Source organism: Luteimonas dalianensis (assembly GCF_049339425.1).
GTDB lineage: Bacteria > Pseudomonadota > Gammaproteobacteria > Xanthomonadales > Xanthomonadaceae > Luteimonas > Luteimonas dalianensis.
On sequence record NZ_JBMPPO010000004.1, the window covers coordinates 278,034 to 301,210 of the forward strand.

22 protein-coding genes are annotated in these 23,177 nt (G+C 68.9%); 8 read left to right on the top strand and 14 right to left on the bottom strand.

Features of this window, described 5'->3' with window-relative positions:
• The first annotated feature begins 31 nt into the window (after nucleotides 1-31).
• Nucleotides 32-988, top strand: a complete 957-nt coding sequence (locus tag ACOZ90_RS07885) for a cation diffusion facilitator family transporter (protein ID WP_422893107.1) — start codon at nucleotides 32-34, stop codon at nucleotides 986-988.
• A complete protein-coding gene (locus ACOZ90_RS07890) occupies nucleotides 985-1,287 on the top strand; it encodes an ArsR/SmtB family transcription factor (RefSeq protein WP_422893108.1) in 303 nt (100 codons plus the stop codon). The genes ACOZ90_RS07885 and ACOZ90_RS07890 overlap by 4 nt, the downstream gene beginning before the upstream one ends.
• Nucleotides 1,288-1,315: 28 nt before the next feature.
• On the opposite strand, the gene ACOZ90_RS07895 is transcribed toward ACOZ90_RS07890, so the two are convergent.
• The 4 genes from ACOZ90_RS07895 to ACOZ90_RS07910 all read right to left on the bottom strand — a co-directional run bounded on the left by ACOZ90_RS07895 (nucleotide 1,316) and on the right by ACOZ90_RS07910 (nucleotide 6,365).
• Nucleotides 1,316-2,023: a pseudouridine synthase gene (locus ACOZ90_RS07895; RefSeq protein WP_422893109.1), complete on the bottom strand. Its 708-nt coding sequence runs from the start codon at nucleotides 2,021-2,023 to the stop codon at nucleotides 1,316-1,318.
• Nucleotides 2,020-3,081, bottom strand: coding sequence for a class I SAM-dependent methyltransferase (locus ACOZ90_RS07900; protein WP_422893110.1), 1,062 nt, complete (start codon nucleotides 3,079-3,081; stop codon nucleotides 2,020-2,022). The genes ACOZ90_RS07895 and ACOZ90_RS07900 overlap by 4 nt, the downstream gene beginning before the upstream one ends.
• An 87-nt stretch (nucleotides 3,082-3,168) precedes the next feature.
• The gene (locus ACOZ90_RS07905; RefSeq protein WP_422893111.1) at nucleotides 3,169-5,664 is read right to left on the bottom strand and encodes an ABC transporter permease; all 2,496 of its coding nucleotides are present in this window, start codon (nucleotides 5,662-5,664) and stop codon (nucleotides 3,169-3,171) included.
• Nucleotides 5,661-6,365 carry an ABC transporter ATP-binding protein gene (locus ACOZ90_RS07910; RefSeq protein ID WP_422893112.1) on the bottom strand — a complete coding sequence of 235 codons (705 nt, stop codon included), beginning with the start codon at nucleotides 6,363-6,365 and terminating at the stop codon, nucleotides 5,661-5,663. The genes ACOZ90_RS07905 and ACOZ90_RS07910 overlap by 4 nt, the downstream gene beginning before the upstream one ends.
• Before the next feature lie 107 nt (nucleotides 6,366-6,472).
• Between ACOZ90_RS07910 and ACOZ90_RS07915 the strand changes: the two genes are divergently transcribed.
• Complete coding sequence (locus tag ACOZ90_RS07915) at nucleotides 6,473-7,120, top strand: arylesterase (RefSeq protein ID WP_422893113.1); 648 nt, start codon at nucleotides 6,473-6,475, stop codon at nucleotides 7,118-7,120.
• A gap of 19 nt (nucleotides 7,121-7,139) precedes the next feature.
• Entirely contained in the window at nucleotides 7,140-7,697 is a 558-nt protein-coding gene (locus ACOZ90_RS07920) for a DUF3016 domain-containing protein (RefSeq protein ID WP_422893114.1), read from the top strand.
• On the opposite strand, the gene ACOZ90_RS07925 is transcribed toward ACOZ90_RS07920, so the two are convergent.
• Both ACOZ90_RS07925 and ACOZ90_RS07930 read right to left on the bottom strand, forming a co-directional pair.
• Complete coding sequence (locus ACOZ90_RS07925; protein ID WP_422893115.1) at nucleotides 7,694-9,694, bottom strand: BCCT family transporter; 2,001 nt, start codon at nucleotides 9,692-9,694, stop codon at nucleotides 7,694-7,696. The two genes, ACOZ90_RS07920 and ACOZ90_RS07925, sit on opposite strands and share 4 nt — an antisense overlap.
• Nucleotides 9,695-9,707: 13 nt before the next feature.
• Nucleotides 9,708-10,778 (bottom strand): hypothetical protein, encoded by a 1,071-nt coding sequence (locus ACOZ90_RS07930; RefSeq protein WP_422893116.1) that lies wholly within the window; start codon nucleotides 10,776-10,778, stop codon nucleotides 9,708-9,710.
• Between the two features lie 153 nt (nucleotides 10,779-10,931).
• Here ACOZ90_RS07930 and ACOZ90_RS07935 point away from each other — a divergent pair, with 153 nt between their 5' ends.
• The 3 genes from ACOZ90_RS07935 to ACOZ90_RS07945 all read left to right on the top strand — a co-directional run bounded on the left by ACOZ90_RS07935 (nucleotide 10,932) and on the right by ACOZ90_RS07945 (nucleotide 13,048).
• Nucleotides 10,932-11,216 carry a DUF4031 domain-containing protein gene (locus ACOZ90_RS07935; RefSeq protein WP_422893117.1) on the top strand — a complete coding sequence of 95 codons (285 nt, stop codon included), beginning with the start codon at nucleotides 10,932-10,934 and terminating at the stop codon, nucleotides 11,214-11,216.
• Nucleotides 11,217-11,396: 180 nt separating this feature from the next.
• Nucleotides 11,397-11,771 (top strand): BON domain-containing protein, encoded by a 375-nt coding sequence (locus ACOZ90_RS07940; protein ID WP_422893118.1) that lies wholly within the window; start codon nucleotides 11,397-11,399, stop codon nucleotides 11,769-11,771.
• Nucleotides 11,772-11,974: 203 nt separating this feature from the next.
• Nucleotides 11,975-13,048 (top strand): alpha/beta fold hydrolase, encoded by a 1,074-nt coding sequence (locus ACOZ90_RS07945; RefSeq protein ID WP_422893119.1) that lies wholly within the window; start codon nucleotides 11,975-11,977, stop codon nucleotides 13,046-13,048.
• Nucleotides 13,049-13,090: 42 nt separating this feature from the next.
• On the opposite strand, the gene ACOZ90_RS07950 is transcribed toward ACOZ90_RS07945, so the two are convergent.
• The 8 genes from ACOZ90_RS07950 to ACOZ90_RS07985 form a co-directional block, all read right to left on the bottom strand.
• Nucleotides 13,091-13,621, bottom strand: a complete 531-nt coding sequence (locus ACOZ90_RS07950) for a cytochrome b (RefSeq protein WP_422893120.1) — start codon at nucleotides 13,619-13,621, stop codon at nucleotides 13,091-13,093.
• Between the two features lie 97 nt (nucleotides 13,622-13,718).
• Nucleotides 13,719-14,663, bottom strand: coding sequence for an aldo/keto reductase (locus ACOZ90_RS07955; RefSeq protein ID WP_422893179.1), 945 nt, complete (start codon nucleotides 14,661-14,663; stop codon nucleotides 13,719-13,721).
• A gap of 29 nt (nucleotides 14,664-14,692) precedes the next feature.
• Nucleotides 14,693-15,487 (bottom strand): SDR family NAD(P)-dependent oxidoreductase, encoded by a 795-nt coding sequence (locus ACOZ90_RS07960; protein WP_422893121.1) that lies wholly within the window; start codon nucleotides 15,485-15,487, stop codon nucleotides 14,693-14,695.
• Between the two features lie 47 nt (nucleotides 15,488-15,534).
• Nucleotides 15,535-16,386, bottom strand: coding sequence for a DODA-type extradiol aromatic ring-opening family dioxygenase (locus ACOZ90_RS07965; RefSeq protein ID WP_422893122.1), 852 nt, complete (start codon nucleotides 16,384-16,386; stop codon nucleotides 15,535-15,537).
• 72 nt (nucleotides 16,387-16,458) lie between these two features.
• Nucleotides 16,459-16,746: a TetR family transcriptional regulator C-terminal domain-containing protein gene (locus ACOZ90_RS07970; RefSeq protein WP_422893123.1), complete on the bottom strand. Its 288-nt coding sequence runs from the start codon at nucleotides 16,744-16,746 to the stop codon at nucleotides 16,459-16,461.
• Nucleotides 16,747-16,948: 202 nt separating this feature from the next.
• Nucleotides 16,949-17,881 (bottom strand): restriction endonuclease, encoded by a 933-nt coding sequence (locus ACOZ90_RS07975; protein ID WP_422893124.1) that lies wholly within the window; start codon nucleotides 17,879-17,881, stop codon nucleotides 16,949-16,951.
• A gap of 74 nt (nucleotides 17,882-17,955) precedes the next feature.
• The gene (locus ACOZ90_RS07980; protein ID WP_422893125.1) at nucleotides 17,956-18,690 is read right to left on the bottom strand and encodes a hypothetical protein; all 735 of its coding nucleotides are present in this window, start codon (nucleotides 18,688-18,690) and stop codon (nucleotides 17,956-17,958) included.
• Nucleotides 18,665-22,252 (bottom strand): class I SAM-dependent DNA methyltransferase, encoded by a 3,588-nt coding sequence (locus ACOZ90_RS07985; protein ID WP_422893126.1) that lies wholly within the window; start codon nucleotides 22,250-22,252, stop codon nucleotides 18,665-18,667. Before ACOZ90_RS07985 ends, ACOZ90_RS07980 begins: the two co-directional genes overlap by 26 nt.
• Nucleotides 22,253-22,373: 121 nt before the next feature.
• Between ACOZ90_RS07985 and xth the strand changes: the two genes are divergently transcribed.
• Nucleotides 22,374-23,174: an exodeoxyribonuclease III gene (xth, locus tag ACOZ90_RS07990; protein WP_422893127.1), complete on the top strand. Its 801-nt coding sequence runs from the start codon at nucleotides 22,374-22,376 to the stop codon at nucleotides 23,172-23,174.
• Nucleotides 23,175-23,177: the final 3 nt, after the last annotated feature.

The window sequence follows — 23,177 nt, forward strand, 5'->3', positions numbered from 1 at the left end:
CCGCCAGTCCGGCCATCGCCGCCCCATCGCCTTGTCACACGCCCATAGCCACGGCCACCACGACCACGGGCACACGCATTCGCACGCGCCCGAGGTCTCGACCCGCAACGAGCGGGTCGTGCTCACCGCGCTCGCGCTCACCGCCGGCTACATGCTGGTGGAAGTGGCCGGCGGCCTGCTGTCCGGATCGCTGGCGCTGCTGGCCGACGCCGGCCACATGCTCACCGACGCCGCCGCGCTGGCGCTGGCCTGGGCGGGCTTCCGCATCGGCCGCCGCGCCGCCGACGCGCGCCGCACCTTCGGCTACATGCGCATGGAGGTGCTGGCCGGGCTGATCAACGCGCTGACCCTGTTCGCGCTGGTGGCCTGGATCTTCTTCGAGGCGGTGCAGCGCCTGCGCCAGCCGGTGGAGGTGCTGTCGGGGCCGATGCTGGCGGTGGCGATCATCGGGCTGCTGGTGAACATCGCCGTGTTCGTGATCCTGCACCGGGGCGACCGCGACCACGTCAACATCCGCGGCGCGATGCTGCACGTGGTCGGCGACATGCTCGGCTCGGTGGCGGCGATCGCGGCGGCGGTCACCATCCGCCTGACCGGCTGGATGCCGATCGACCCGATCCTGTCGGTGCTGATCTGCCTGCTGATCCTGCGCGCGGCGTGGGCGCTGCTGCGCAGCACCTTCCACATCCTGATGGAGGGCGCGCCGCCGGACATCGACGTGGACCGGCTGCAGCGGCACCTGCTGGAACAGGTGCCCGGCGTGGCCCACGTGCAGCACGTGCACGTGTGGTCGATCACCTCGGGCAAGGTGCTGGCCACGCTCGAGCTCGGGCTGGCGCCCGGCGCCGACCAGGGCCGGGTGGTGCCGGCGGTGAAGCAGGCGCTGGCCGACCACTTCGGCATCGGCCACGCCACGGTGGAGGTGCTGTTCGAGCCGCCGCCCGCCTGCGTGCTGGGCCCCGCTCCGGCGCCGGAGCTGGAACGGTGAGCAGCGGCGACGACGCCCGCATCGAAACCATCGCCGCCACCTTCCGCCTGCTCGGCGACCCCACCCGCCTGCGGGTGCTGCTGGCCTGCATGCACGGCCCGATCGCGGTGGGCGACATCGCCGCCGGCATCGGCGCCTCGCAGCCGCTGGTCAGCCACCACCTGCGCCTGCTGCGCGGCGCGCGCCTGGTGCGCGGCGAGCGCCAGCAGCGGCGGATCCTGTACGCCACCGCCGACGAGCACGTGCGCCACATGCTCACCGACATGCTCGACCACGCCGCCGAAGACCACCCCCGGTAGGAGCGCGCCATGCGCGCGTGGCGCGCTCCTACGTTTCGCCGTTGAAGATGGCGTTGCGCTCGGCGTTGTCGAGCGGGCGCCATTCACCGGCGGGCAGGTCGCCCAGCTCCAGCGCGCCGACGCGGCTGCGGTGCAGGGTCTGGACGTGGTTGCCGGCGGCGGCGAACATCCGCCGCACCTGGTGGTAGCGGCCCTCGGTGATGACCAGGCGGGCGCTGCGCTCGCCGGTGGGTTCCAGCAGCGCCGGCTGCAGGGGCGTGGTTTCCGATTCCAGCATCAGGGTGCCGCTGGCGAACAGCGCCGCCTCGTCGCCGCGCAGCGGTTCGGCCAGTCCTGCTTCGTAGGTCTTGGGCACCTGCGACTTCGGCGAGGTGATCCGGTGCAAGAGCGCGCCGTCGTCGGTCATCAGCAGCAGGCCGGAGGTGTCGCGATCCAGCCGGCCGACCGTGGACAGCAGCGGCTTGCGCAGGCGAAAGCGCGGCGGCAGCAGGTCGTAGACGACGCGCCCGGGATCCTTCGTCGAACAGGTATGGCCGACCGGCTTGTGCAGCATCAGCAGCAGGCCCGGCGCCGGATCCAACGGCTCGCCGTCGATGCGGATATCGGCGTGATCCACGCGGTCGTCGGCGTAGAGCACCTCGCCGCGGGCGTCGGTGACCAGGCCCTGGCGGAACATCTGCGCCACCTGCTTGCGGCTGCCGTAGCCGAGGTTGGCGATCAGCCGAACCAGCTTCATCGGCCCGCCCTGCGCGCGCGCACCACCTTGAAGCCGGCCTGCTGGGCAACGGTCTCCACTTCGGCAAAGCCTTCGGCCAGCGCCTGCTCGTAGGGCAGGTGACGGTTGGCCACCAGCCACAGCGCGCCGCCGGGTTCGAGCGCCTGCGCCGCGGCGTGGATGAAGGCGCGGCCGATGTCGGGCCGGGTGGCGCGGCCGTGGTCGTGGAACGGCGGGTTGGTCACGATCACGTCGTAGCGATCCGGCAGCCCGGCGGTGACGTCGTGCCAGCGGAACTCCAGCGCCGCGCGGTCGGCGTGCGGCGCCAGGTTCACCCGCGCCAGATCCAGCGCGCGCGCCTCGGCTTCATACAGGTGCAGCGAAGTGATGCCCGGGCAGCGCTGCAGCAGCGCGTCGGAGAGGAAACCCCAGCCCGCGCCAAGGTCGGCGGCGCGGCCGGCAAGGCTTTCGGGCAGGTGCCCGGCCAGCAGCGCCGACGCCGGGTCGATGCGATCCCAGGCGAACACGCCCGGGCGGCTTGTGAAGCGCCCCGCCAGGGCGGTGTCTTCCAGGATTGGCCGCGGCGCATCCAGCAAGCGCCACTGCGCGGCCAGCCCGGCGTCCCCCTGGCCGGCATTCGGCCGCGCCCAGAACACCCGGCACTTGTGCTTGGACAGCGTGCTCACCGGCCCGGCGATGCGCGCCAGATCCGCCTCGATCGCCTTGGCGCCCTCGGCATTGGGCACGCTGGCGATCACGACGCCATCGGCCCCTTCCACCCGCGCCACCGCTTCGGCCAGCAGCGCGCGCGACTCCTCGCGCTGACGCGGCGGCAGGACAAGCACCAGCGGGTGCCGGCTGCCGCCCTGTGCATTCAGGCTGAACCCCGCCCGCTCCAGCTCCCCGGCCTCCGGCCTGAAGCTCTGCTCGCACACCAGTCCCGGCCACGCCGACGGCACCAGCCCCCGGCCCGCCCGCGCGCGCAGGAACAGCGAGCCCGCGCGCGGCCACTGCAGGCGGCCGGTCAGGAACGGGAACAGCAGGGCTTCAAGCGCGGGATCGTCCTGGCGGGGCGGCATCGGATCAACGGGTGGCAAAGGGCGTGCTGGATTCTACGTCGCCACGCCTTATCCGCCGGAAACGCGTGCAAACAGCCCGAGCGCGCCCTACCCCTGCAGTTCGCGCAGGGTCACCGAGGGCGGCGCATCCAGCACCCGGCGGGTGGCGAACATGCCGGCGGCCAGGGTCACCAGCATGCCCAGCGCGCCGCCGAAGGCGGCCATCGCCCAGTTCGGCCGCCACGGCAGGTCGAACACCTGGGTGGCGACCACGCCCGAGAGCACCGAGGCCGCAATGGCGGCCACCAGCCCGGCCAGCAGGCCGATCGCGGCGAACTCCGACGCCTGCGCCAGCCGGAGCTGGCGGCGGCTGCCGCCCAGCACCCGCATCACCCCGCCTTCCAGCAGGCGCTCGTCCTGGCTGGCGCTGACCGCCGCCAGCAGCACCAGCACCCCGGCCAGCAGCGAGAACCAGAACACCGCCTGCACCACCACCGACACCTGGTCGGCGGTGGCGCGCACCTGGTCGAGCACCGCGTCGATGTCGATCACCGACAGGTTCGGGAAGCGCTCCACCAGCTCGGCGGTGAAGCGCGACTCCGGCGGCACGCTGACCGCGGTGATCCAGCTCGCCGGATAGCCGTCCAGCGCCCCGGGCGAGGCCAGCACGAAGAAGTTCGGCCGGAAGCTCTCCCACTCCACCGCGCGCAGGCTGGTGATCGGCGCCTCGATCCGCTGCCCGGCGATGTCGAAGCCGATGCGGTCGCCGACCTTCCAGCCCAGTTGATTAGCGAAGCCTTCCTCCACCGAGAACTCCGGCGCCGACGGTGTGCCGTCCCAGAAGCGTCCCGCGGTGACCCGGTTGTCGTCGCGCAGCGAGGCGGCCATCGACAGGTTGAACTCGCGCTCCGCGCGCCGCCGGGTCTGGCGGTCCTCGCCGGCATACGTGTCGGCGGTCACCGGCTCGCCGTTGATCGTCACGAAGCGCGCGCGCACCATCGGGAACAGCACCGGCTCCGCCACGCCCTGGCTGGCGATGAACTCCCGCACGCTCTCCATCTGGTGCTGCTGCACGTTGACGATGAAGCGGTTGGGCGCCTCCTCGGCCAGCGCAAGCTGCCAGCGGTCGAGCAGATCGCCGCGCACGAAGGTCAGCAGCAGCAGCGCCATCAGCCCCAGCCCGAGCGCCGCCACCTGGGCCACGCTGGTGCCGGCACGGCGGCTCACGTTGGCCAGCCCGTAGCGCAGGCTCCCGCGCAGCCGCGCGCGCAGCCGGCGCACCGCGGCGATCAGCGCCCAGGCCAGCAGCGCCAGCACCGCCAGGGTGGCGACGATGCCGGCCAGCATCGCGCCGGCCAGCGCCGGCGATCCGGCCTTGATCCACAGCAGCGCCGCCAGTCCGCCCAGCGCCAGCAGGGCAACGACCAGCGCCCCCGGCTCCACCGGGTCCAGGTCGCGCCGCAGCACCCGCAGCGCCGGCACCCGCCGCAGCGCCAGCACCGGCGGCGCGCCGAAGGCCATCAGCACCACCAGCCCGACCGCATAGCCCTCCAGCGCCGGCAGCCAGCCGGTCGCCGGCAGCGGCAATTCAAGCGCCCGCGACACCCAGCCGGCCACCAGCCACTGCAGTCCGAACGCCAGCGCCACGCCGACCGTGCACGCCAGCAACCCCAGCAGCAGCAGTTCGCCCACGTGGATGCCCACCAGGGTGCGCTGGCTGGCGCCCAGGCAGCGCATCACCGCCGCGCCCGACAGGTGCCGCTCGCTGTGCCGGCGCGCGGCCATCGCCACCGCCACCGCCGCCAGCACTACCGAGACCATCGCCGCCAGGCCGAGGAAGCTGCCGGCACGATCCAGCGCCGAGCGCACTTCCGGGCGCGCGTCCTGGATCGTCTCCAGCCGCTGCCCGCGCTCCAGGCTGTCGCGCACGGCCGAAGCGAAACGCTCCACCGCATTCGCATCGCCCGCCACCACCAGCCGGTAGCGCGCGCGACTGCCCTCCTGCAGCAGCCCGGTCGCCGCCAGGTCGGCCAGGTTGAGGAACACCTTGGGGGCGAGGTTGAAGTAGTCGATCGAGGCGTCCGGCTCCACCGTCACCAGCGCCGTCAGCTCCAGCTGCAGCTCGCCGATGCCCACCTGTTCGCCGACGCTTGCGCCCAGTTGGTCGGCGCCGGCGCGGCTCATCCACACCGTGCCGGGCGCGGGCACCGCGTCGGCTTCCCGCTCGATGCCACCGGCGGCATCGACCAGCCGGAACCCGCCGCGCAGCGGATAGCCCTCGCCCAGCGCGCGCAGGTCGCCCAGGCGCAGGTCGCCGCCGGCGCGGATCATGCTGTCCAGCTCCACGGTCTCGGTCTGGGCCAGCCCCGCCGCCCGTGCGGCCTCGCGCGGCCCTTCGCCGATGGGCGCGTTCGAGCGCAGGATCGCGTCGCCGCCGAGCAGCCGGTTGGCCTCGGCCGCCAGCGCGCGCCCGGCGCGGTCGGTGACGAAGCCGACCGCGGTCACCGCCACCACCGCCAGCACCAGCGCGGCGAGCATGATCCGCACCTCGCCCGCGGCCAGGTCGCGTCGCAGCTGTGTCCAGGCCAGGCGCGCAGTCCTCATGCGTCGCGCACCAGGCGGCCGCGATCCAGCCGCAGCACGCGCGCACAGCGGCTGGCCAGGTGGTCGTCGTGGGTCACCAGCACCAGGGTGGTGCCGGCGTCGGCGTTCATCGCGAACAGCAGTTCGATCACCTGCTGGCCGGTGGTGGTATCCAGGTTGCCGGTGGGCTCGTCGGCCAGCAGCAGCGACGGCCCGGTGACGAACGCGCGCGCCAGCGCCACCCGCTGCTGCTCGCCGCCCGACAGCTGGCGCGGGTAGTGGCCCAGGCGCTCGCCCAGCCCCACCTTGCGCAGCACGTCTTCGGCGGGCGCGCGCACCTGGTCGTCGCCGCGCAGCTCCAGCGGCAGCATCACGTTCTCCAGCGCGGTCAGCGACGGCAGCAGCTGGAAGTTCTGGAACACGAAGCCGACCTTGTCCGCGCGCACCTTCGCCCGGCCGTCCTCGTCCAGCGCCGACAGCGGCTGGCCGTCGAGCACCACCTCACCCGAAGACGGCACGTCCAGCCCGGCCAGCAGCGACAGCAGCGTGCTCTTGCCCGAACCCGACGCGCCGACGATGGCCACCGTGTCGCCATGCTCGACATGGAACCCGACCTCGTCGAGGATGGTCAGGCTGCCGGAAGGCAGCGCCACGCGCTTGCCGAGCGTGGATACATCGAGCACGCGGCGGGCGGCGGCCTGCGCCGGGTTGGTATCAGCCATGGAAGATCCTGCGGTGGCCCCGGCCGGCCACGCGCGGCGGCATGCGGCCCGGATATTGGAAGGAAAGGTTTGCAATGATCTCAGGATATCGGCCCCGGCGGGCGTGGATGCAATGGGCCATCGGCCCGGTGTTGCTGCTGCTGTGCACACTGGCCCAGGCCCAGCCCGCACAGCAGGCCGGCGCCCCGGACGACGCCCGGCGCACGCTGCTGGTGATGGGCGATTCGCTTTCCGCCGGCTACGGCATGGCCGCCGAACAGGGCTGGGTCTCGCTGCTGGCCGATGAGCTGGGCAGCAGCCACCCGGACTGGCGCGTGGTCAACGCCAGCATCAGCGGCGAGACCAGCGCCGGCGGCGCGGCGCGGATCATCGGCGAGGCCTGGCGCAACCGGCCGGACGTGGTGGTCATCGCCCTGGGCGCCAACGACGGCCTGCGCGGCCTGCCGCTGGCCGAAATGCGCCGCAACCTGGCGCGCATGATCGGCGTGGCCCGGCACGTGGATGCCCGGGTGCTGCTGGTGGGCATGCAGATGCCGCCCAACCTGGGCGCCGACTACACCCGCGGCTTCGAAGGGGTCTACCGCGACCTTTCAACGCTGTTCGACGTACCCCTTGTACCGTTCCTGCTCGAGCCGATCGCATTGCAAGCCGATGCCTACCAGGCGGACGACCTTCACCCCACCGCCGCGGTGCAACCGCGCATCGCCGACCACGTCCGCCCGGCCCTGCTCCCGCTGCTCGACCGCGAACAGTGACTTGCCGAGGAGCCCCCCCATGAGAATCCCCCTGTCCGCCATCCTGGCGCTGGCGTTCGCCCTCTCCGCCGCCGGCTGCGGCCATACCGCCCAGCTCGGCGTCACCGACCCATCCGCGCCGCGCGCGCTGGAAGCCGACGGCCCGGTGACCGTGGCGTGGGACGACCCGGCCGGTTTCAGCGAGATCCGCACCAGCTTCAACCGCAATGAAGCCAGCCGCGGCAACTGGGTGCACGAGTTGGCCGAATACCTGCGCGACGGCATCCAGGCGCGGATCGGAGAAGGCGAGCGGGTGCAGGTGCTGATCACCGACATCGACCGCGCCGGCGATTTCGAACCCCGGGGCGGGCCGCAGATGGATCACGTGCGGATCATGCGCGACATCCACTGGCCGCGCATGAGCCTGGAATTCCAGCACCACGACGCCGCGGGCACGCCCGTCAACGGCGGCGCCCGCCAGCTCAGCGACCCCAACTACCTGCGCTCGATCCAGGGAGCCAGCCGCCATGACCCGCTGCGGTACGAAAAGGTCATGATCGACCGCTGGCTGCATCAGGAGTTCGGCCCCGGGCGCTAGCGCACCACGTCCAGGAAGTGCATGTGGCGCTGGTACTGGTCGAGCACGTCGTGGATCACCTCCTCGCGGCGCCAGCCCATCAGGTCATACCCCTGCCCGCCTTCGCGCAGGTGCACGCCGGCACGATAGCTCCGCGGGTCGCCGCCACGGCGCCGGCGGCGCGGATCCTCCATGACGAAGCTGGGCGGGTCATAGGCCTCCAGGTGCGCTGAATAGAAGAAGTCCATCTCCTCGCCGTGGCCGACCCGCAGCCACACCCGGCCGCCGCCTTCATCGTCGCTTTCCACCCGCGCCTGCACGCCCTGCCCGCCCAGTTCATGTGCCACGGCTTCCAGCGCCGGACGCACCTGGTCGCTCAGGAACGCCAGCACTTCCTTCCTGCCCGGCTGCAGCACCATCGACTGCAGCCTGGCCTTCCAGTCACCGCCGGCTCCGCCCGCCGGCAGCGCACGCGCGTCGCGGATGCTCGCGCGCTTCACCACTTCCAGCCGCATCGCCCGCAGCAGGCCCCAGCACATCAGCAGCATGATCACGGTGAACGGCAGCGCGCTGGCCAGCGTTGCCGCCTGCAGCGCGCCCAGGCCGCCGGCAAGCAGCAGCGCAATCGCCACCACGCCCTCCAGCAGCGCCCAGAAGATCCGCTGCCACACCGGCGACTCCTCCTCGCCCTTGGAGGTGAGCATGTCGATCACCAGCGAGCCGGAGTCCGACGAGGTGACGAAGAAGACCACCACCAGCAGCGTGGCCACCGTAGACGTGACGGCGGTGAACGGCAGCTCCTCAAGGAACCGGAACAGCGCCAGCGAGCTGTCCGCCGCAACCACGTCGGCCAAGTCGGTGATGCCTTCGATGGCGATCATGTGCAGCGCGGTGTTGCCGTAGATCGTCATCCAGATGAAGGTGAATCCCAGCGGCACCAGCAGCACCCCGGTGACGAACTCGCGCACCGTGCGCCCGCGCGAGATCCGGGCGATGAACATGCCCACGAACGGCGACCAGGAAATCCACCAGCCCCAGTAGAACAGGGTCCAGCCACCCAGCCAGCCGGTGGGCTCGTAGGCGTAGAGGTTGAAGGTCATCGAGAACAGGTTCGAGACATACATGCCGGTGTTCTGCACCAGCGCCTGCAGCAGGTGCACGGTCGGCCCCGCCAACAGCACGAACACCAGCAGCAGCACCGCCAGCAGCATGTTCATCTCCGACAGCCGACGGACACCCTTGTCCAGCCCGGTGAACACCGACACGGTGGCGGCCAGGGTGATGACGGTGATCAGGATCACCTGCACCATCACGCTGATCTCGATCCCCAGCAGGTAGTTGAGCCCGGCGTTGATCTGCAGCACCCCGAACCCCAGCGAGGTCGCCAGGCCGAACATCGTCCCCAGCACCGCGAAGGTATCCACCGCATGGCCGATCGGACCGTGGATGCGATCACCGATCAGCGGGAACAGCGCCGAGCGGATCCGCAGCGGCAGCCCGTGCCGGAACGCGAAGTACGCCAGCGAGAGCGCCACCACTGCATAGATCGCCCAGGCGTGAATGCCCCAGTGGAAGAAGGTGATCCGCATCGACTGGCGCGCGGCGGCAACCGTGGCCGGATCACCCACCGGCGGCTCCACGTAGTGCATCACCGGCTCGGCCACGCCGAAGTACATCAGGCCGATGCCCATGCCCGCCGCGAACAGCATCGCGAACCAGGTCGCGTAGCTGTAGTCCGGCGTGCTGTGGTCCGGACCCAGCCTGATCCTGCCCAGGCTGCTCACTGCCAGCCCGATGACGAACACCAGGAACCCGGCCACGGCAAGGATCGTGAACCACCCCGCCTCCTGCGCCACCCAGTCCTGGGCGGCGCCGAACACCCCCTGCATCTGCGCGGGCATGATGAACGACAGCGCCACCAGCACCGCCATCAATGCTGCGGCGGGCCAGAACACCGGCGCCAGGATCGAAGCGCGCGGGGGCGGACCGGATTCGGGAGGGTTCTCGGAGTTGTTCATTGCATGCCTGCCTTCAGAAGAAGAATCCCATGTTCACGTTCAGCCGCGAGTGCCAGCCGCCCTGGCCCGGCTCATGGATGCCGATGCCGGGGCCGCCCGCGAACCACATGTTCTTTCCGGCGATCCAGTCCACGTAGGTGAACATCACGCCCTTGGAGAAGCTGCAGCCGGTGACGTTCTGCCACGATTCGCGCAGCCCCGGATCGTCGCCGCGCGGCAGCGTCAGGCTCAGGTTGTTGTAGCAGGTGATGCCGTCGAACCAGCCGCTGCGCTGCAGCGCCCAGGTGACGTTGAAGGTGGGCACGTCAGCCTCGGCGGCGATCTCGAACGGGAACAAGAACGCCGACATCGCCACCCGCGGCTCCGGGTTGCGATAGCGGTAGCGCGCCCACTGCAGCTGCACCGTCGCCGGCCCGCGCTGCCACTGCGCATGCACGGCCGCGGCGTCATGTCCGTGCCTCCGCCCGTCCCCGCGATTCTCGATGCGGCCGGTGGACAGCGACGCGCCGATGTCCAGCCCGCCGCCGGGCCACTCGCGCACATGCCCATAGCGCAGCACGACCCGCCCACGCTCGCGGTACGGCAGCGCATCGGTGGTGGCCACGTCGAAGGAATAGCGGTCGTAGCGGGCACCGGTGCCGTATTCGTCGCCGGCGAACCACGCCGCGTGCCAGCGGTGCGCGCCCGCCGTGTGCTCGAAGGCCACGCCCAGGTCGTAGTCGTCCTCGATCCCCAGGTAGTAACCGGAGCCGAACCAGAAACTGTGCGAGGCGTAGGGAAGCAGCCCGAACGGCACCTGCTGCACGCCTGCGCGCACCTGCGAAGCCTCGTCCAGGTCCCATCCAGCCCAGGCGTGGTGGACGGCATCGAAACCGTCGTACCAGCGGTACTGCAGCGAGAACGACGCCCTGCCCGCCCGGCCGCGGGCCTCGGCCCGCACCAGCTCCAGGTCGGCGCCCGGACTGTCGGCGTAGTCGAGCCAGCCGTAGCTGAAGCGCACCGCGCCGCCCAGCTCCAGCCCGTCTTCCACTGGCTGCGCCAGGCCGGCAGCCGATACTCCGGCCAGCAGCACGACACCTGCCACACTCCGCACTCCCCAGCCCAGCACGGACACGTACCGCTCCTTGCCGTATCGGAATGACGTCACTCAGGCTAACCCCCATGCAGCAGCGGCTGCAAACAGGCGCGATGGACAGCATGGATTGCAAAATCCAGCGGCCTGGGCGATTTTCATCCGATGACCGTCTACGTCGATGATGCCGTCACCCTCTGGCGCGGGCGCCGCTGGGCCCACCTGATGGCCGACACCCTGGAGGAGCTGCACGCGTTCGCCGATCGCCTCGGCATTCCGCGGCGCGCGTTCCAGAACAAGACCAGCGGTGCCCATTACGACGTTACCGCCGACATGCGCCTGCAGGCGATCGCGCTGGGGGCAATGCCCATCTCGCGCCACCGCGACCGCGAGCTGGTGCGCGAGGTCATCGCCAACGCCCGCGCCCAGGGGCGTGGCGAAGCGCCCTGACCGGGCCCCCGGCAATGCGCCGGGCCTGCGCTTCGCCGGCCTGGTCTCCCGCGCTCAGTTGCCGTTGTCTTTCGTGAGCCGTTTGGCGGGTTCAGTTAACGAACAGCGGGCTTTTTCTCACGCCTCCTGTACGGGCGGATACCCAGACTCGACTCCCACATCCCATGCAACGAGGCAGCCATGAACAACGTCATCCACAACCATCCGCGCACCATCCTGGCCGGCGCCCTGTCGGTTGCCCTGATGTTCGCTGCCGGCGGCGTGATGGCCCAGGACGCCGATCACGAACGGGATCACGCGGTGATGGACAGCGATTCCGACCAGCCGATCAACGACACCTGGATCACCACCAAGGTCAAGTCAAGCCTGCTCGCCGATTCGGACGTGGCCGGCCTGGACGTCGGCGTCGAGACGGTCAATGGCGTGGTCAGCCTCAGCGGCGACGTCGAGAGTCAGGCGCAGATCGACCGCGCGATCGAGATCACCCGCGGTATCGAGGGCGTCACCAGCGTCGAGTCGTCCAACCTGACGCTGGACAGCGCCACCGACTTCTGAGCCAACGCACAACCAACAAGAGCCGGCTCCGATCCGGCCCAGTGCACCACCTTCACCGCGGCCCTGTCAGCAGGGCCGCGGTTTTTATCCGACGGCCGCCGGAACTGAATGGCCCGGAAATTGTCATCATCCTGTCACCGTGCGGAGGTAGAGGGGCCCGGCCGCGCCGGATAGCCTGACAGGCCGAATCAGGTACTCCCCCAATGCTGCGGCTCATCATTGCCCTGGCTGCCTGTCTTCTGACGGCCGGCTTTTCCTTTTCGCTCCGGCCCGGCCTGCCCGCCTCGCTGGCGGCGCATCTGGTCGCGCCCGACGGCACCTCGCCGCTGCTGCCGCCGGGGCCGATCAACGCCGCGCTTGACCGGCTGGCCGACCGCGCCGGAACCGTCACCACCGGCGACGGCGTGGACGTGTTCTGGCGCGCGATCGACCCGGGCAATTACGACCTGCGCATGTCGTGGCCCAAGGGACAGGGCGTTGCCGATACCTTCCCGGATCTGGACTTCAACATCCCGGCCGCGCCTGCCGCCAACCCGCGGGCAACCGTGCTGCTGCTGCATGGCTGGATGATGCACGGCGACTCGATGCTGCCCTGGGCGCTGCGCCTGGGCGAAGCCGGCTACCGCACCATCGCCATCGACCTGCGCAACCACGGCCGCTCGGGCCAGGCGCCCTCCGGCTACGGCACCCGCGAGGCGGACGACGTGGCGCAGGTGGTGTCGGCGCTGCGCGACCGCGGCGAGATCGTCGGCCCGCTGCACCTGCTGGGCGTGTCCTATGGCGCGGCAACCGCGATTTTCGCCGGCGCCGATCCGCGCGTGGGCGCGGACAGCGTGGTCGCCATGGAGTCCTTCGCCGTCGCCGACGACGCCATCCGCGACATGGTGCCCTACATGCTCACCGACGCCCCCGCCCCGCCCTCCGCGTGGCTGACCCGGCAGTGGCTGAAGTGGCAGCTCGACGATGCGGTGCTGGAAGCGGCCATCGAGAAAGCGGGCGCAACCCTGGGCTTGCCGCTGGGCGGCGTCGACGTGACCGAGCCCCTGGCCCAGGTGTCATGCCCGCTGCTGGTGCATGGCGACGCCGACCGCCACGTGCCGGTCGCGCACGGCCGCGCGCTGGCGGCATCGGCCCCGCATGCACGCTATATCGAGATGCCCGGCGAGGATCACCTGACCCTGCCCATGCAGCTGGATGCGCTGGCCCCCGAGGTGCTCGACTGGTTCGACCAGCCCGGCTGCGGGGACTCCGGCATCCGCACCGCGTCGCTGCGCTGAGCCCGCCGCGAGTCCCGGGCGCAGGGCCAACCGGTCAGCGCGTCACAGCATCCGCTGCAGCACGCCGTCCTTGCGCACCAGGCCGTGCCACAGCGCGGCCCCGACGTGGCCGATCACCATCAGCACCGTCAGCCAGGCCACCGGCGAGTGCAGCACGCCGCCGAAATCTGCCAGCCACGGAATCTCGCCACCGGCAGGCACGATCTGGATGCCGAACGCCTCCAGGCCATAGCCGTTGCCGACCATGATGCTGATGCCCGACAGCGGCAGCAGCACCAGCCCGACGTACAGCGCGATGTGTCCCGCCCTGGCCAGCATGCCCAGCGTCGGCGGTGGCGGCGCGGGCGGGCGGTTGTCGCGGTTGCGCAGCGCCCAGGCGATGCGCACGATGATCAGCACGCCGATCAGGGTGCCGATCGAGATGTGCCAGGACACCAGGTTCTGGCCCACCCAGTGCTGGCCGTCGTCGATGCGGTCGAACAGCTTCAGCGCCTGCCAGAACACCAGTACCGCCATGACCCAGTGCAGCAGGCGGGAAAAGGTTCCGTAGCGTTGCGTGGTGTCCTGGCTCATGCAGTGGGCTCCCTGGCGACGACGGCAGACTGCCGGTTGCAGCCAACCATACCGCCAACCGCATGTCAGTCGCCATCCTCGCCACGCACGGCGTGTCCTACCGTGCCGACGCCCGGTTCAGCGCCGCCAGCGCCTGCTCCGGCAGATCCAGGTCGGCGGCACCCATGATGTCGTCGAGCTGTTCCAGGCTGGTGGCGCTGGCGATCGGGACGACCGCGGGCCGGGACATCAGCCACGCCAGCGCAACCTGGGCCGGCGTGGCGCCGGCCTGGTCGGCCACCGCGCGCAGCGCGTCGAGCAGCTTCATGCCGCGGCTGTCGAAGAAGCCTTCCAGGAACGCGGCGCGCGGCACGCCTTCCAGATCCGCCTTGCTGCGGTACTTGCCGGTGAGGAAGCCGCTGGCCAGGGAGAAGTAGGCCACCACGCCCAGCCCCTCCTCGCGCACCACGCCCGCCAGCTCGGACTCGTAGCCGGCGCGGTCGTAGAGGTTGTAGCCCGGCTGGATGACCTCGTAGCGCGACAGGCCCTTTTCCTGGGAGATGCCCAGCGCCTCGCGCAGGCGCCCGGCGTTGTAGTTGGACGCGCCCATGGCCCGGACCTTGCCGGCGTCGACCAGCCTGTCGAACGCACCCAGGGTTTCCTCCAGCGCCACGCCGTGGTCGTCGATGTGGGCGAAGTACACGTCCAGGTAGTCGGTCTGCAGGCGCTTGAGCGAATCCTCGACCGCGGCGGCGATGTTGCGTGCCGAAAGCCCCTTGCGCGCTTCCAGGCTGCCGACCTTGGTCATGATCACCACGTCGTCGCGGCGGCCGCGGCCGGCCAGCCATTTGCCCATCACGGTTTCCGATTCGCCGCCCGACAGGCCCGGCGCCCAGGCCGAGTAGGAGTCGGCGGTATCGATGGCATTGAAGCCGCGCTCGACGAAGCGGTCGAGCAGCCGGAACGATGTGGCTTCATCGGCGGTCCAGCCAAACACGTTGCCGCCCAGCACCAGCGGGGCGATTTCCAGGCCGGAGCGGCCGAGGGGACGTTTATGCATGATGCTTTACCTCTTCACGGATGGGGGATGGATCAGGCGATGGTTTCGACAATGCCGCCTTCCACGCGCAGCGCCGCGCCGGTGGTGGCGCTGGCCTGCGGGGACGCGGCGTAGACGCTCATGTTGGCGACCTCTTCGGGGGTGGCAAAACGCCTGAGCAGGGTGGAGGGGCGGTTCTCGGCCAGGAACAGGGCTTCCATTTCCCCGGGCGACACGCCGCGCTCGGCGGCCAGGTCGGCCATCATCTGCACCGAACCCGCGGTGCGGGTGGGACCGGGCAGGATGGTGTTGACGGTAACACCGCTGCCGGCGAGCACCTTGGCCAGCCCGCGCGAGAGCCCCTGCACGGCGGCCTTGCTGACGCCGTAGTGGACCATCTCGGTGGGAATGTTGAGCGCCGATTCGCTGGACACGAACTGGATCCGGCCCCAGCCCCGCTCGCGCATGCCCTTCGCGTAGTGGCGGGCCAGGCGCACGCCGGCCATCACATTGACCTGCCAGAATTCGTCCCACAGCGCGTCGTCGATGTCGAAGAATTCATGCGCGCCGTAGATGCCGAGGTTGTTGACGAAAATGTCCGCGTCCGGGCGCGCGGCGACCAGCGCGGCGCAGCCCTGGGCGGTGCCGACGTCGGCGACCACGCCGCCGGTGTCGTCACGGCCGGCCGCGCTGCGGATTTCGGCCACCGCGGCGTCCACCCGCTCCTGCGCGCGGCCGACCACGGTGACGGCGGCGCCGGCTTTCGCCAGGCCGGTTGCGATGGCCAGGCCGATGCCGCCGGTGGACCCGGTGACGACGGCGGACTTGCCGGAAAGATCGATCTTCATGGGGGAATCTCCTGTTTAAACGCCGCCCGGCGGGCGGCTGCGGCGGATCAGCCGAAGCGGAATGCGGAAAGGGTGGTTTTCATGACTTCCTCCGAATAGACCTTGCGGCCCGGGGAGTCGCCGGCAGCGCCCGCTGCCACCATCAGCGGCAGCAGGTGTTCCTCGCCGCCCGGCGGATGGCTGTCGCGGGCGTGCGGGGCGCTGGCCCAGTCGCGCAGCAGGGTCTCGCGCTGCCCGGGTTCGCTTTCCACGGCGGCCGTCAGCCACTCGTCGAACTTTGCCGACACCGGCGTGTAGCGCGGGTCACCATAGCCGCGCATGTTGTGGAAGCTCATGCCGCTGCCGATGACCAGCACGCCCTCGTCCCGCAGGTCGGCCAGGGCGCGGCCGGCCTGGAGGTGCGCGGCCGGGTCCATGTCGCGGCGCAGCGAAAGCTGCACCACCGGGATGTCGGCCCCGGGGAATGCCAGCTTGAGCGGGATGAACACGCCGTGGTCGAAGCCCCGCCCGGGATCGACCCGGCCCGGTTCACCGGCCTGCCCCAACAGCCCGGCGATCCGCGCGGCCAGCTCCGGATCGCCCGGGGCGGGATACGCCAGTTCGTAGGTGTGTGCCGGAAAACCGCTGTAGTCGTAGATCAGCGGTGGGCGGGCGTGACCGGTCAGGCTGAAACCCTGCTCCAGCCAGTGGCCGGAGACCAGCACGATCGCGCGCGGCGTTGCCGGCAGGGTGTCGGCGATCCCCTTGAGGAAGGCGGCCATGGCATCCCAGGTGTCGGCGGGGTTCCAGTCCATGAAGAAGCAGGGGCCGGCGCCGTGGGGGAGGAAGAACGTGGGCATGCGCGCGCCGCGCCCAGGGGCGGCGGCGCTGCTGTCGGTGGGAATGGTGTCTGTATTCATGGCCACAGCATGGGGCCGGGCAACGGCAGGAGAACCGGGCCATGCAGAACAGCGCTTCCCGCCAGCGGCGACTCAGGCGTTCAGCACCGACGCCATCACCGTGCGCAGCATGTCCCTGTCGAGCGTGCGGGCCAGCTCCGGATTGCGCAACGCCCGGACCGCCAGGCCGTCGAACAGCGCGGCAAGGATCTCGCCCCGCGATGCAGCGTCCGCCGAATCGTCCCCCAGCCGGGACACGAACACCTGCCGGGTCTGCTGGTCGAACGCCTGCAGCATTCCGGCGATCTCGGGATTGCGGGTGGCCTCGGCCTGCTTCAGGGCGAACGCGATCTGCTCTTCGGTGAACTTGGACTTCTTCATGGCGACGGAGACCTCCTGGGTCGTCAGTGTCGCCGAATCCTCTACTTCTGACTGGTCTGAATTATCGGGAGGACGTCATCTGAAGCGATGATTGCCAAAGCGGAACCGTTGCGTGCGACGTCAAGCGGCCTTCTGTCGGACCGATGGCGGAGAGATGGCACGTTTCCCCAGTTGTTCGATGCTTCGGATCGCGAACGAGTCCTCACATCTCCGGCGTGTTGTCGCTGAGGATCTCAATCGCGGATCTCTTCCTGGTGCAGGGCCCCTGCTTCGCGGGCACGGGACGGACTGGCGAACCATCAGACGCTCTTCGGCTGCAATGGTTGATGTAGGTGCCGCTGGCGGCGTCGACCAGTTCCTCGCATGCCCTGATCGTGGCCACGGGCGCGACCGGGGCGGCCGCACGAACGGTGGCCGGCGGGGCGACCTGGGCGGCCGGCCGAGCGGCAACGGGCCTGGGCTGCGCTGTCGTAATGCCGGACAGGGCAGAAGTCAGGGAGTTGCGAATAAAGAGGAAAAGGAGCAGGAACAGGACGATCGTGATGGCGAGTTTCGCAAGTCCATAGCCGATCGACATGCCGACCCCGTGGCCAATCCCACCGCGCCTGCCGGAACTGCCGCGCCGCCCGCTTCCCACGGCGCGGCCAAGCGCGGCATGCACGACCTGCTCCCCAAGGCCGAGCGCGATGCGTTCGCCCCAGGAAGCGCCGGGATCAGCAGCAGGCTCATCGGGGAGCTGCAACAGTTCGCGCAGCTCCTCCCCATCCACCAGCTGCACGTGCCCGTGCCGGGTGGCCGCTTCGATGGCGGCCTTGGTGAACTCCCCGCTGGTGATCAGGATGGCCCCGGTTGCGCCCTCGTTCACCATCAGACCAATCAGCTGGTGCACGTCGTTGTGGGGCACCTTGTACGCGTTCCAGTGCTTCACCTGCACAACGACGTACTCGGCTTCGCGGCGCAGCTTCAGGTCGATGCCGCCGTCGAACCTGCCACCGGCACCGCCGGTGCCGACGTGATCAACATCGTACCCCTGCGCCCGGTAGTGGTCGGCCAGCAGGCGTTCCAGCCGGTCCCACTTCACCTGGGCCAGGGCATCGTCGCGACGATGCGATACATGCTTCAGTCCGTGGCGCACACTCTTCCCCTTAGCGTTTCTGGGCCACTACCTCATTGGATTGCCAGCTCGAATAAGTTGAGTCCGGTGCCGCCTTACGTCCTTAGCTTCTGCAAGAGCTGATATGGAGAAATTGGGGAGCACCTCACTTCCACCTTCGACGTCTGGTTTACAAAATTTATCAGTTTACGGTCGAAGGTCAGGAAGTAATCAACTTTCGAAAACTCACCGGTCCATAAATGAAACATATCGATCATTTTTTCATCATCGTCGGACAGCCCCGTACATAGTTCCGAAAATCGGCCAACGTCGGCCAAGCCTGACTTCTGTCTCTCGGGTAGCTGTCCGTCAAATCTACCTAACCAGCACGGTGATTGCTGCGCAGACGCCAACGTTCGCAGAAATTGGCAGAAGTCCAAACGATCTTTTTTGGCACCGAAACCCACACCTGAAAAAAAACGTGTGCGCTCCACCGGCGAGTCCAAGAATTCAAACTCTATGCCCTCCAGCATCTCGTTCCCGGTGCGACCTGGCCGCCAGGACTCGCGTGAATCTGACAGTTCCCCATACAGCTCCGTACTAGTGCAAAACTCTATTTCGCCGCGCCTCGCAAGTTCGCACAGCTCTCGGAGTGCCTGTCTTTCATTTCCCCTCCAATCCTTGAACTCTCGGGGCTCCACCTGTGCAATACGGATCGTCGCGGCAACACCGCCCACCTCAACCGGAACCGAATTTACAACGAGGTCATCATCGTTAGCGAAATAGTAGAGCGAATTGTCAAACAACACGCGAAGTGGCTTCAGCTCACCCGGCTTTTCCATACCGCTCACCTTGTTTCTCCGCCAGTCCCAACGCCACGAGCATATGCACCAAGCTGGGCAACCGCTTCTTCCAGGAACCGCGTCCAGTAAACTTGGCTGAAATCTCATCAACTGAGAGCGGTGCTGGGCTAGCGGCGAGAACATCAGCCACAGCGCGCACCTGTTCGACGGTGTCCTTGGGCCATGGCTTCGGCTTGTCAGCGGCCACGACTGGGGCGGGGACCTTGGCGTCCTCGCCCACGGTGCCGGTGACGAGCCCGGCCTGCTCGGGTTCGCGCTCTGCATCGGGGTTCTGGAATTCGGGGCGAAGCCAGCGGATGTGGCCGCGGGCTTCTTCGGCGGCGCGTTCGGCGTTCAGGGCGACGAGGCGCTCAAGGATGGTTTCGTCGAAGGTGCGCTTGGCGTCTTCGCGAATTTGGCCTTCGGGCGGGGCGTCGTTGCCGTGTGCGATGCGGAGCAGCGGCAGGAGGTCACCCCAGCCGTACGCGTGGAGGACGGCTTCGTCAAGCTCGTCGTGGAGCTGGCGCAGGACGGAAACGAGGCCATGTTCATGGATGGTGCGCTCCTTCGCCGTCAGTACTTCGCGGCTGCGGAGCTTTTCCAGGACGTTGTAGATGCCGGTCAGGGTCAGGCCCGGGTGAGCCTTCTGCTGACGTTTGCGATGAGCGTCCAATTGATAGGCGATGTCACCGATCCGTTCGGATGGGCAGTCACCACAGGTTTTTGATTGACCTGCCTTTCCATCGTGATCAAGCAAGGCAGCGCCGACAGGCCCACCGAACTTGTCTGCAGCATGGAGGTTCGCTACGGGGAAGCATTCGAAAGACCTTGTCTTAACGTAGACAGGGTCATTTCCCACTCCCAATCTGCTCCCGGCAGCTATCGCCCATGCCACGTGCACCGCGCTTGACAGAACCCCGAGCATCAACGGGTTATCCAGCGCAATCACGATGATCTTGTTGTCCGCAGCGATCTTCGAATCGAGGAACTGGAAAACCCGATGCTTGGTGGTTTCGACAGTGGCGATGTAACGACTCAACCCTTCAAGCGCTGGCCTGAATGAGCCGCGAGGCTCGCCATGAATCCACCAGAGGTCTCGATAGACCGCCCGGTTGTTGTGGTCCCGCTCTGGCTTAACGTGCTCGTAGACGTGCTGATATACCTCAGGAAACTTCTGACGAACTTCCTCAGAGGTCAGGCCGTACAGATCAATAACGTAGACACCACGCGGCGTAGCAGTCAGATCCCGCCCGTTACGGTAGGGGCGGATGTGCTTCTCCAGACCAGGTATTCGTCCAAGCCCAAGCGTTTTTGCCTTTTCCGGAGTGACAATGAACCCCGATCCGTGAAGCTTGAGGCCAGGAGAGCTCAATCCCTGCATCGCACGCAGCGGCACCGCGGACGCCACATCGGCGCCGACGCGGAGATCCTGATGGATCACCCCCGTCTTGTTGGAAAGCTCAACCGAGACTTCCCCTTCACCGCTATCCCGCTCACGAACCGAGGTCGACACGCGGCCGGTCTTATTGCCGGGAACGCCGACGGTCATCGCGATCCGTACGGCCGCACCATCTGCGGTATCCACCCACGGGTGATCCGGAATGGCGAACGCGAGTGAAAGCGGCTGTTTGGGATCGGACAGGTGCCGCTCAACCACCCGCCGATTGAAGGTCTGCTTGATCGAATTCGTGGTGATGAAACCAAACCGTTCCACCGCTCCGCGACTCGTCAACGCGGCAGCGTGGTGCCACCAGTACATGACGAAATCAGCTGACTCGGGAACTTCCGGCCAAGCCCCGCGAAGGGCATCCACATACCCGTCGCCCAGCGCGGAACGCATCGAACTCGCCCCAATAAACGGCGGATTCCCCACCACAAAATCCGCCTCCGGCCACGCCGCCTTCCGCGGGTTCACATACCGCTCCACCGGCTTGCGCGCGGTCTCGTCGGGAATCATCTCCCGCGTCACCGGCGAGGGCTTCATGGTCTCGCCGTCCCAGCGGGTCACCGGCACGCCGTGCTCGTCGGTCACCCACTCCACGCGGTCGTAGGCCAGCACGGCGTCGCGGTTCTCGATGTTGCGGAAGTCACGGATCACCGGCTGCGGCGGGTGCACGTCGCCGCGGGTGCGGAAGTGCCACTGCAGGTAGCCGATCCACAGCACCACCTCGGCGATGGCGGCGGCGCGGGGGTTGAGTTCGATGCCCAGCAGGTTGTGCGGATCCACGGTTTCGCCGGCGGCGGCGTCGGCGCGCTCGCCGCCCAGGGCCAGGTCGGCCTGCTGGTAGCCCAGTTCGTCCAGGGCGTTGAGCACTTCGCCTTCCAGGCGCTTGAGGTGCTCCAGGGTCACGTAGAGGAAGTTGCCCGAGCCGCACGCCGGGTCCAGCACGCGCACGGTGCACAGGCGGTGGTGGAAGCGGCGCAGCTCGTTGACGGCGGCGTCCTGCTTGCCTTCGGCGGCCAGGGTGCCGGCGGCGGCCTGGGCCACGCTCCATTCCTTGCGCAGCGGCTCGATCACGGTGGGCAGCACCAGCCGCTCCACGTAGGCGCGCGGGGTGTAGTGGGCGCCCAGCTTGTGGCGGTCCTTCGGGCTCAGCGCGCGCTCGAGCAGGGTGCCGAAGATGGCCGGCTCCACGTGCTGCCAGTCGGCGCGGGCGGCTTCCACCAGCAGGTCCAGCTGGGGGCCGTCGAGCGGGATGGTTTCCGGTTCCTTGAACAGCTTGCCGTTGAACTTCAGCACGTCGCCGGCGAGCACGGCGGAGAAGCCGCCGGCATCCATGTCGCGCCAGAGCTGGGCGAGCATCCGCATGGCCACGTCGGGCTGCTCGCGGTGGCGGGTGAGCAGGGTGCGGAAGCTCTCGGCCGGCAGCAGCTTCACGTCCTCGGCAAACATGGTGAACAGGCAGCGCATGAGGAACTGCGCCACCGTCTCGGCGTCGTGGCCGGTCTTCTCCAGGCTGCGGGCCAGCTTGGCCAGGCGCTCGGCGATCTCGCGGGTGACGCGGGCCGACTCGCGGCTGGGGTCGAGGCTGAGCGGGTCCGTCCACACCTTGCGCAGGCGCTCGCGGATTTCCGGTTTGGCCAGGTCCGCCAGCCTGATGCGGTGGCTGCGCGGGTCCGGGAACGGCACGTAGGTGCCGCCGGAGCGGCTGAACTCGGAATACAACTCGATCCGGTTGCCCACGTCCACCACCACCACGAACGGCGGGCGGCCCTCGCTCGCCGGCAGGGCGCGGGCGTAGTTCTCGGCCTGGCTGCGGGCGCGCAGCAGGGCGTCGTCGAAGCCGCGGGTCCTGGGCGCGGCGCGGACCTTCTTGGATTCCAGCACGAACGCGCCGCGGCGGTAGAGGTCGATGCGCCCGGCGCTGGTGCTGCCGTCGCCGTGCTGGAAGGTGATGGGGCGCTCGAACATGTAGTCCTGTTCGGGCGTGGCGTGCGGCGCGTCCACGCCCAGCAGGGCGCACAGGTCGATCAGGAAGCTCTGCGAGGTGGAGAGCTCCGAGGCGGTCACGCCCTGCCATTTCGCAATGAAGGCGTGCACGGCGGCATTACCGGCTTCGGCGGATGCCATGTGGGCGTCATCCATGTTCGAGGCCCCCCAGCCCCCTCGTTGCGCGCGTCCCTGCACGCAAGGATACGTCAACTGCGGCGATACTCGGCGCGCACCCGGAAGCTGCAGGCGAGGAGAAGGCATGGCGCGCAGGAAGAAGACCCTGAAGCTGGCCACGTTCAACATCAACGGCATTGGCGCCCGCCTGCCGCACCTGCTGACGTGGCTGGAAAAGGAGCAGCCCGACATCGTGGCCCTGCAGGAGCTCAAGGCCATGGACGCGGCCTTTCCCGCCACGGAGCTGGAGGCGGCCGGATACGGGGCGGTCTGGCAGGGCCAGCGCTCGTGGAACGGGGTGGCGCTGCTGGCGCGCGATGCGGAGCCGCAGGAGATCCGCCGGCGCCTGCCCTGGGATCCGGCCGACAAACAAAGCCGCTATATCGAGGCGGCCATCCACGGGATCATCGTCGCCAGCATCTACCTGCCCAACGGCAATCCGCAGCCCGGGCCCAAGTTCGACTACAAGCTGGCCTGGATGAAGCGGCTGCACCGGCACGCGCGCACGCTGGTGGACCAGGAACATCCCGTGGTGATGATGGGCGACTTCAATGTGATTCCGTTCGAAGAGGATGTGTACGACCCGAAGGCCTGGCGCAAGGACGCCCTGTTCCAGCCTGAGGTGCGGGAGGCCTATCAGGAACTGCTCGGCCAGGGCTGGACCGATGCGCTGCACGAGGTCTTCGGCGAGGAGCGGCCCTATACGTTCTGGGACTATTTCCGCCAGCACGCCGAACGGGACCGCGGCCTGCGCATCGACCACCTGCTGCTCAATCCCGTGCTGGCCAAGGGGTTGGAGTCCGCCGGCGTGGACCGCTGGGTGCGGCTGCAGGAAAAGGCCAGCGACCATGCCCCGACGTGGGTGACGGTGAAGGTGCCTTCGTAAGCG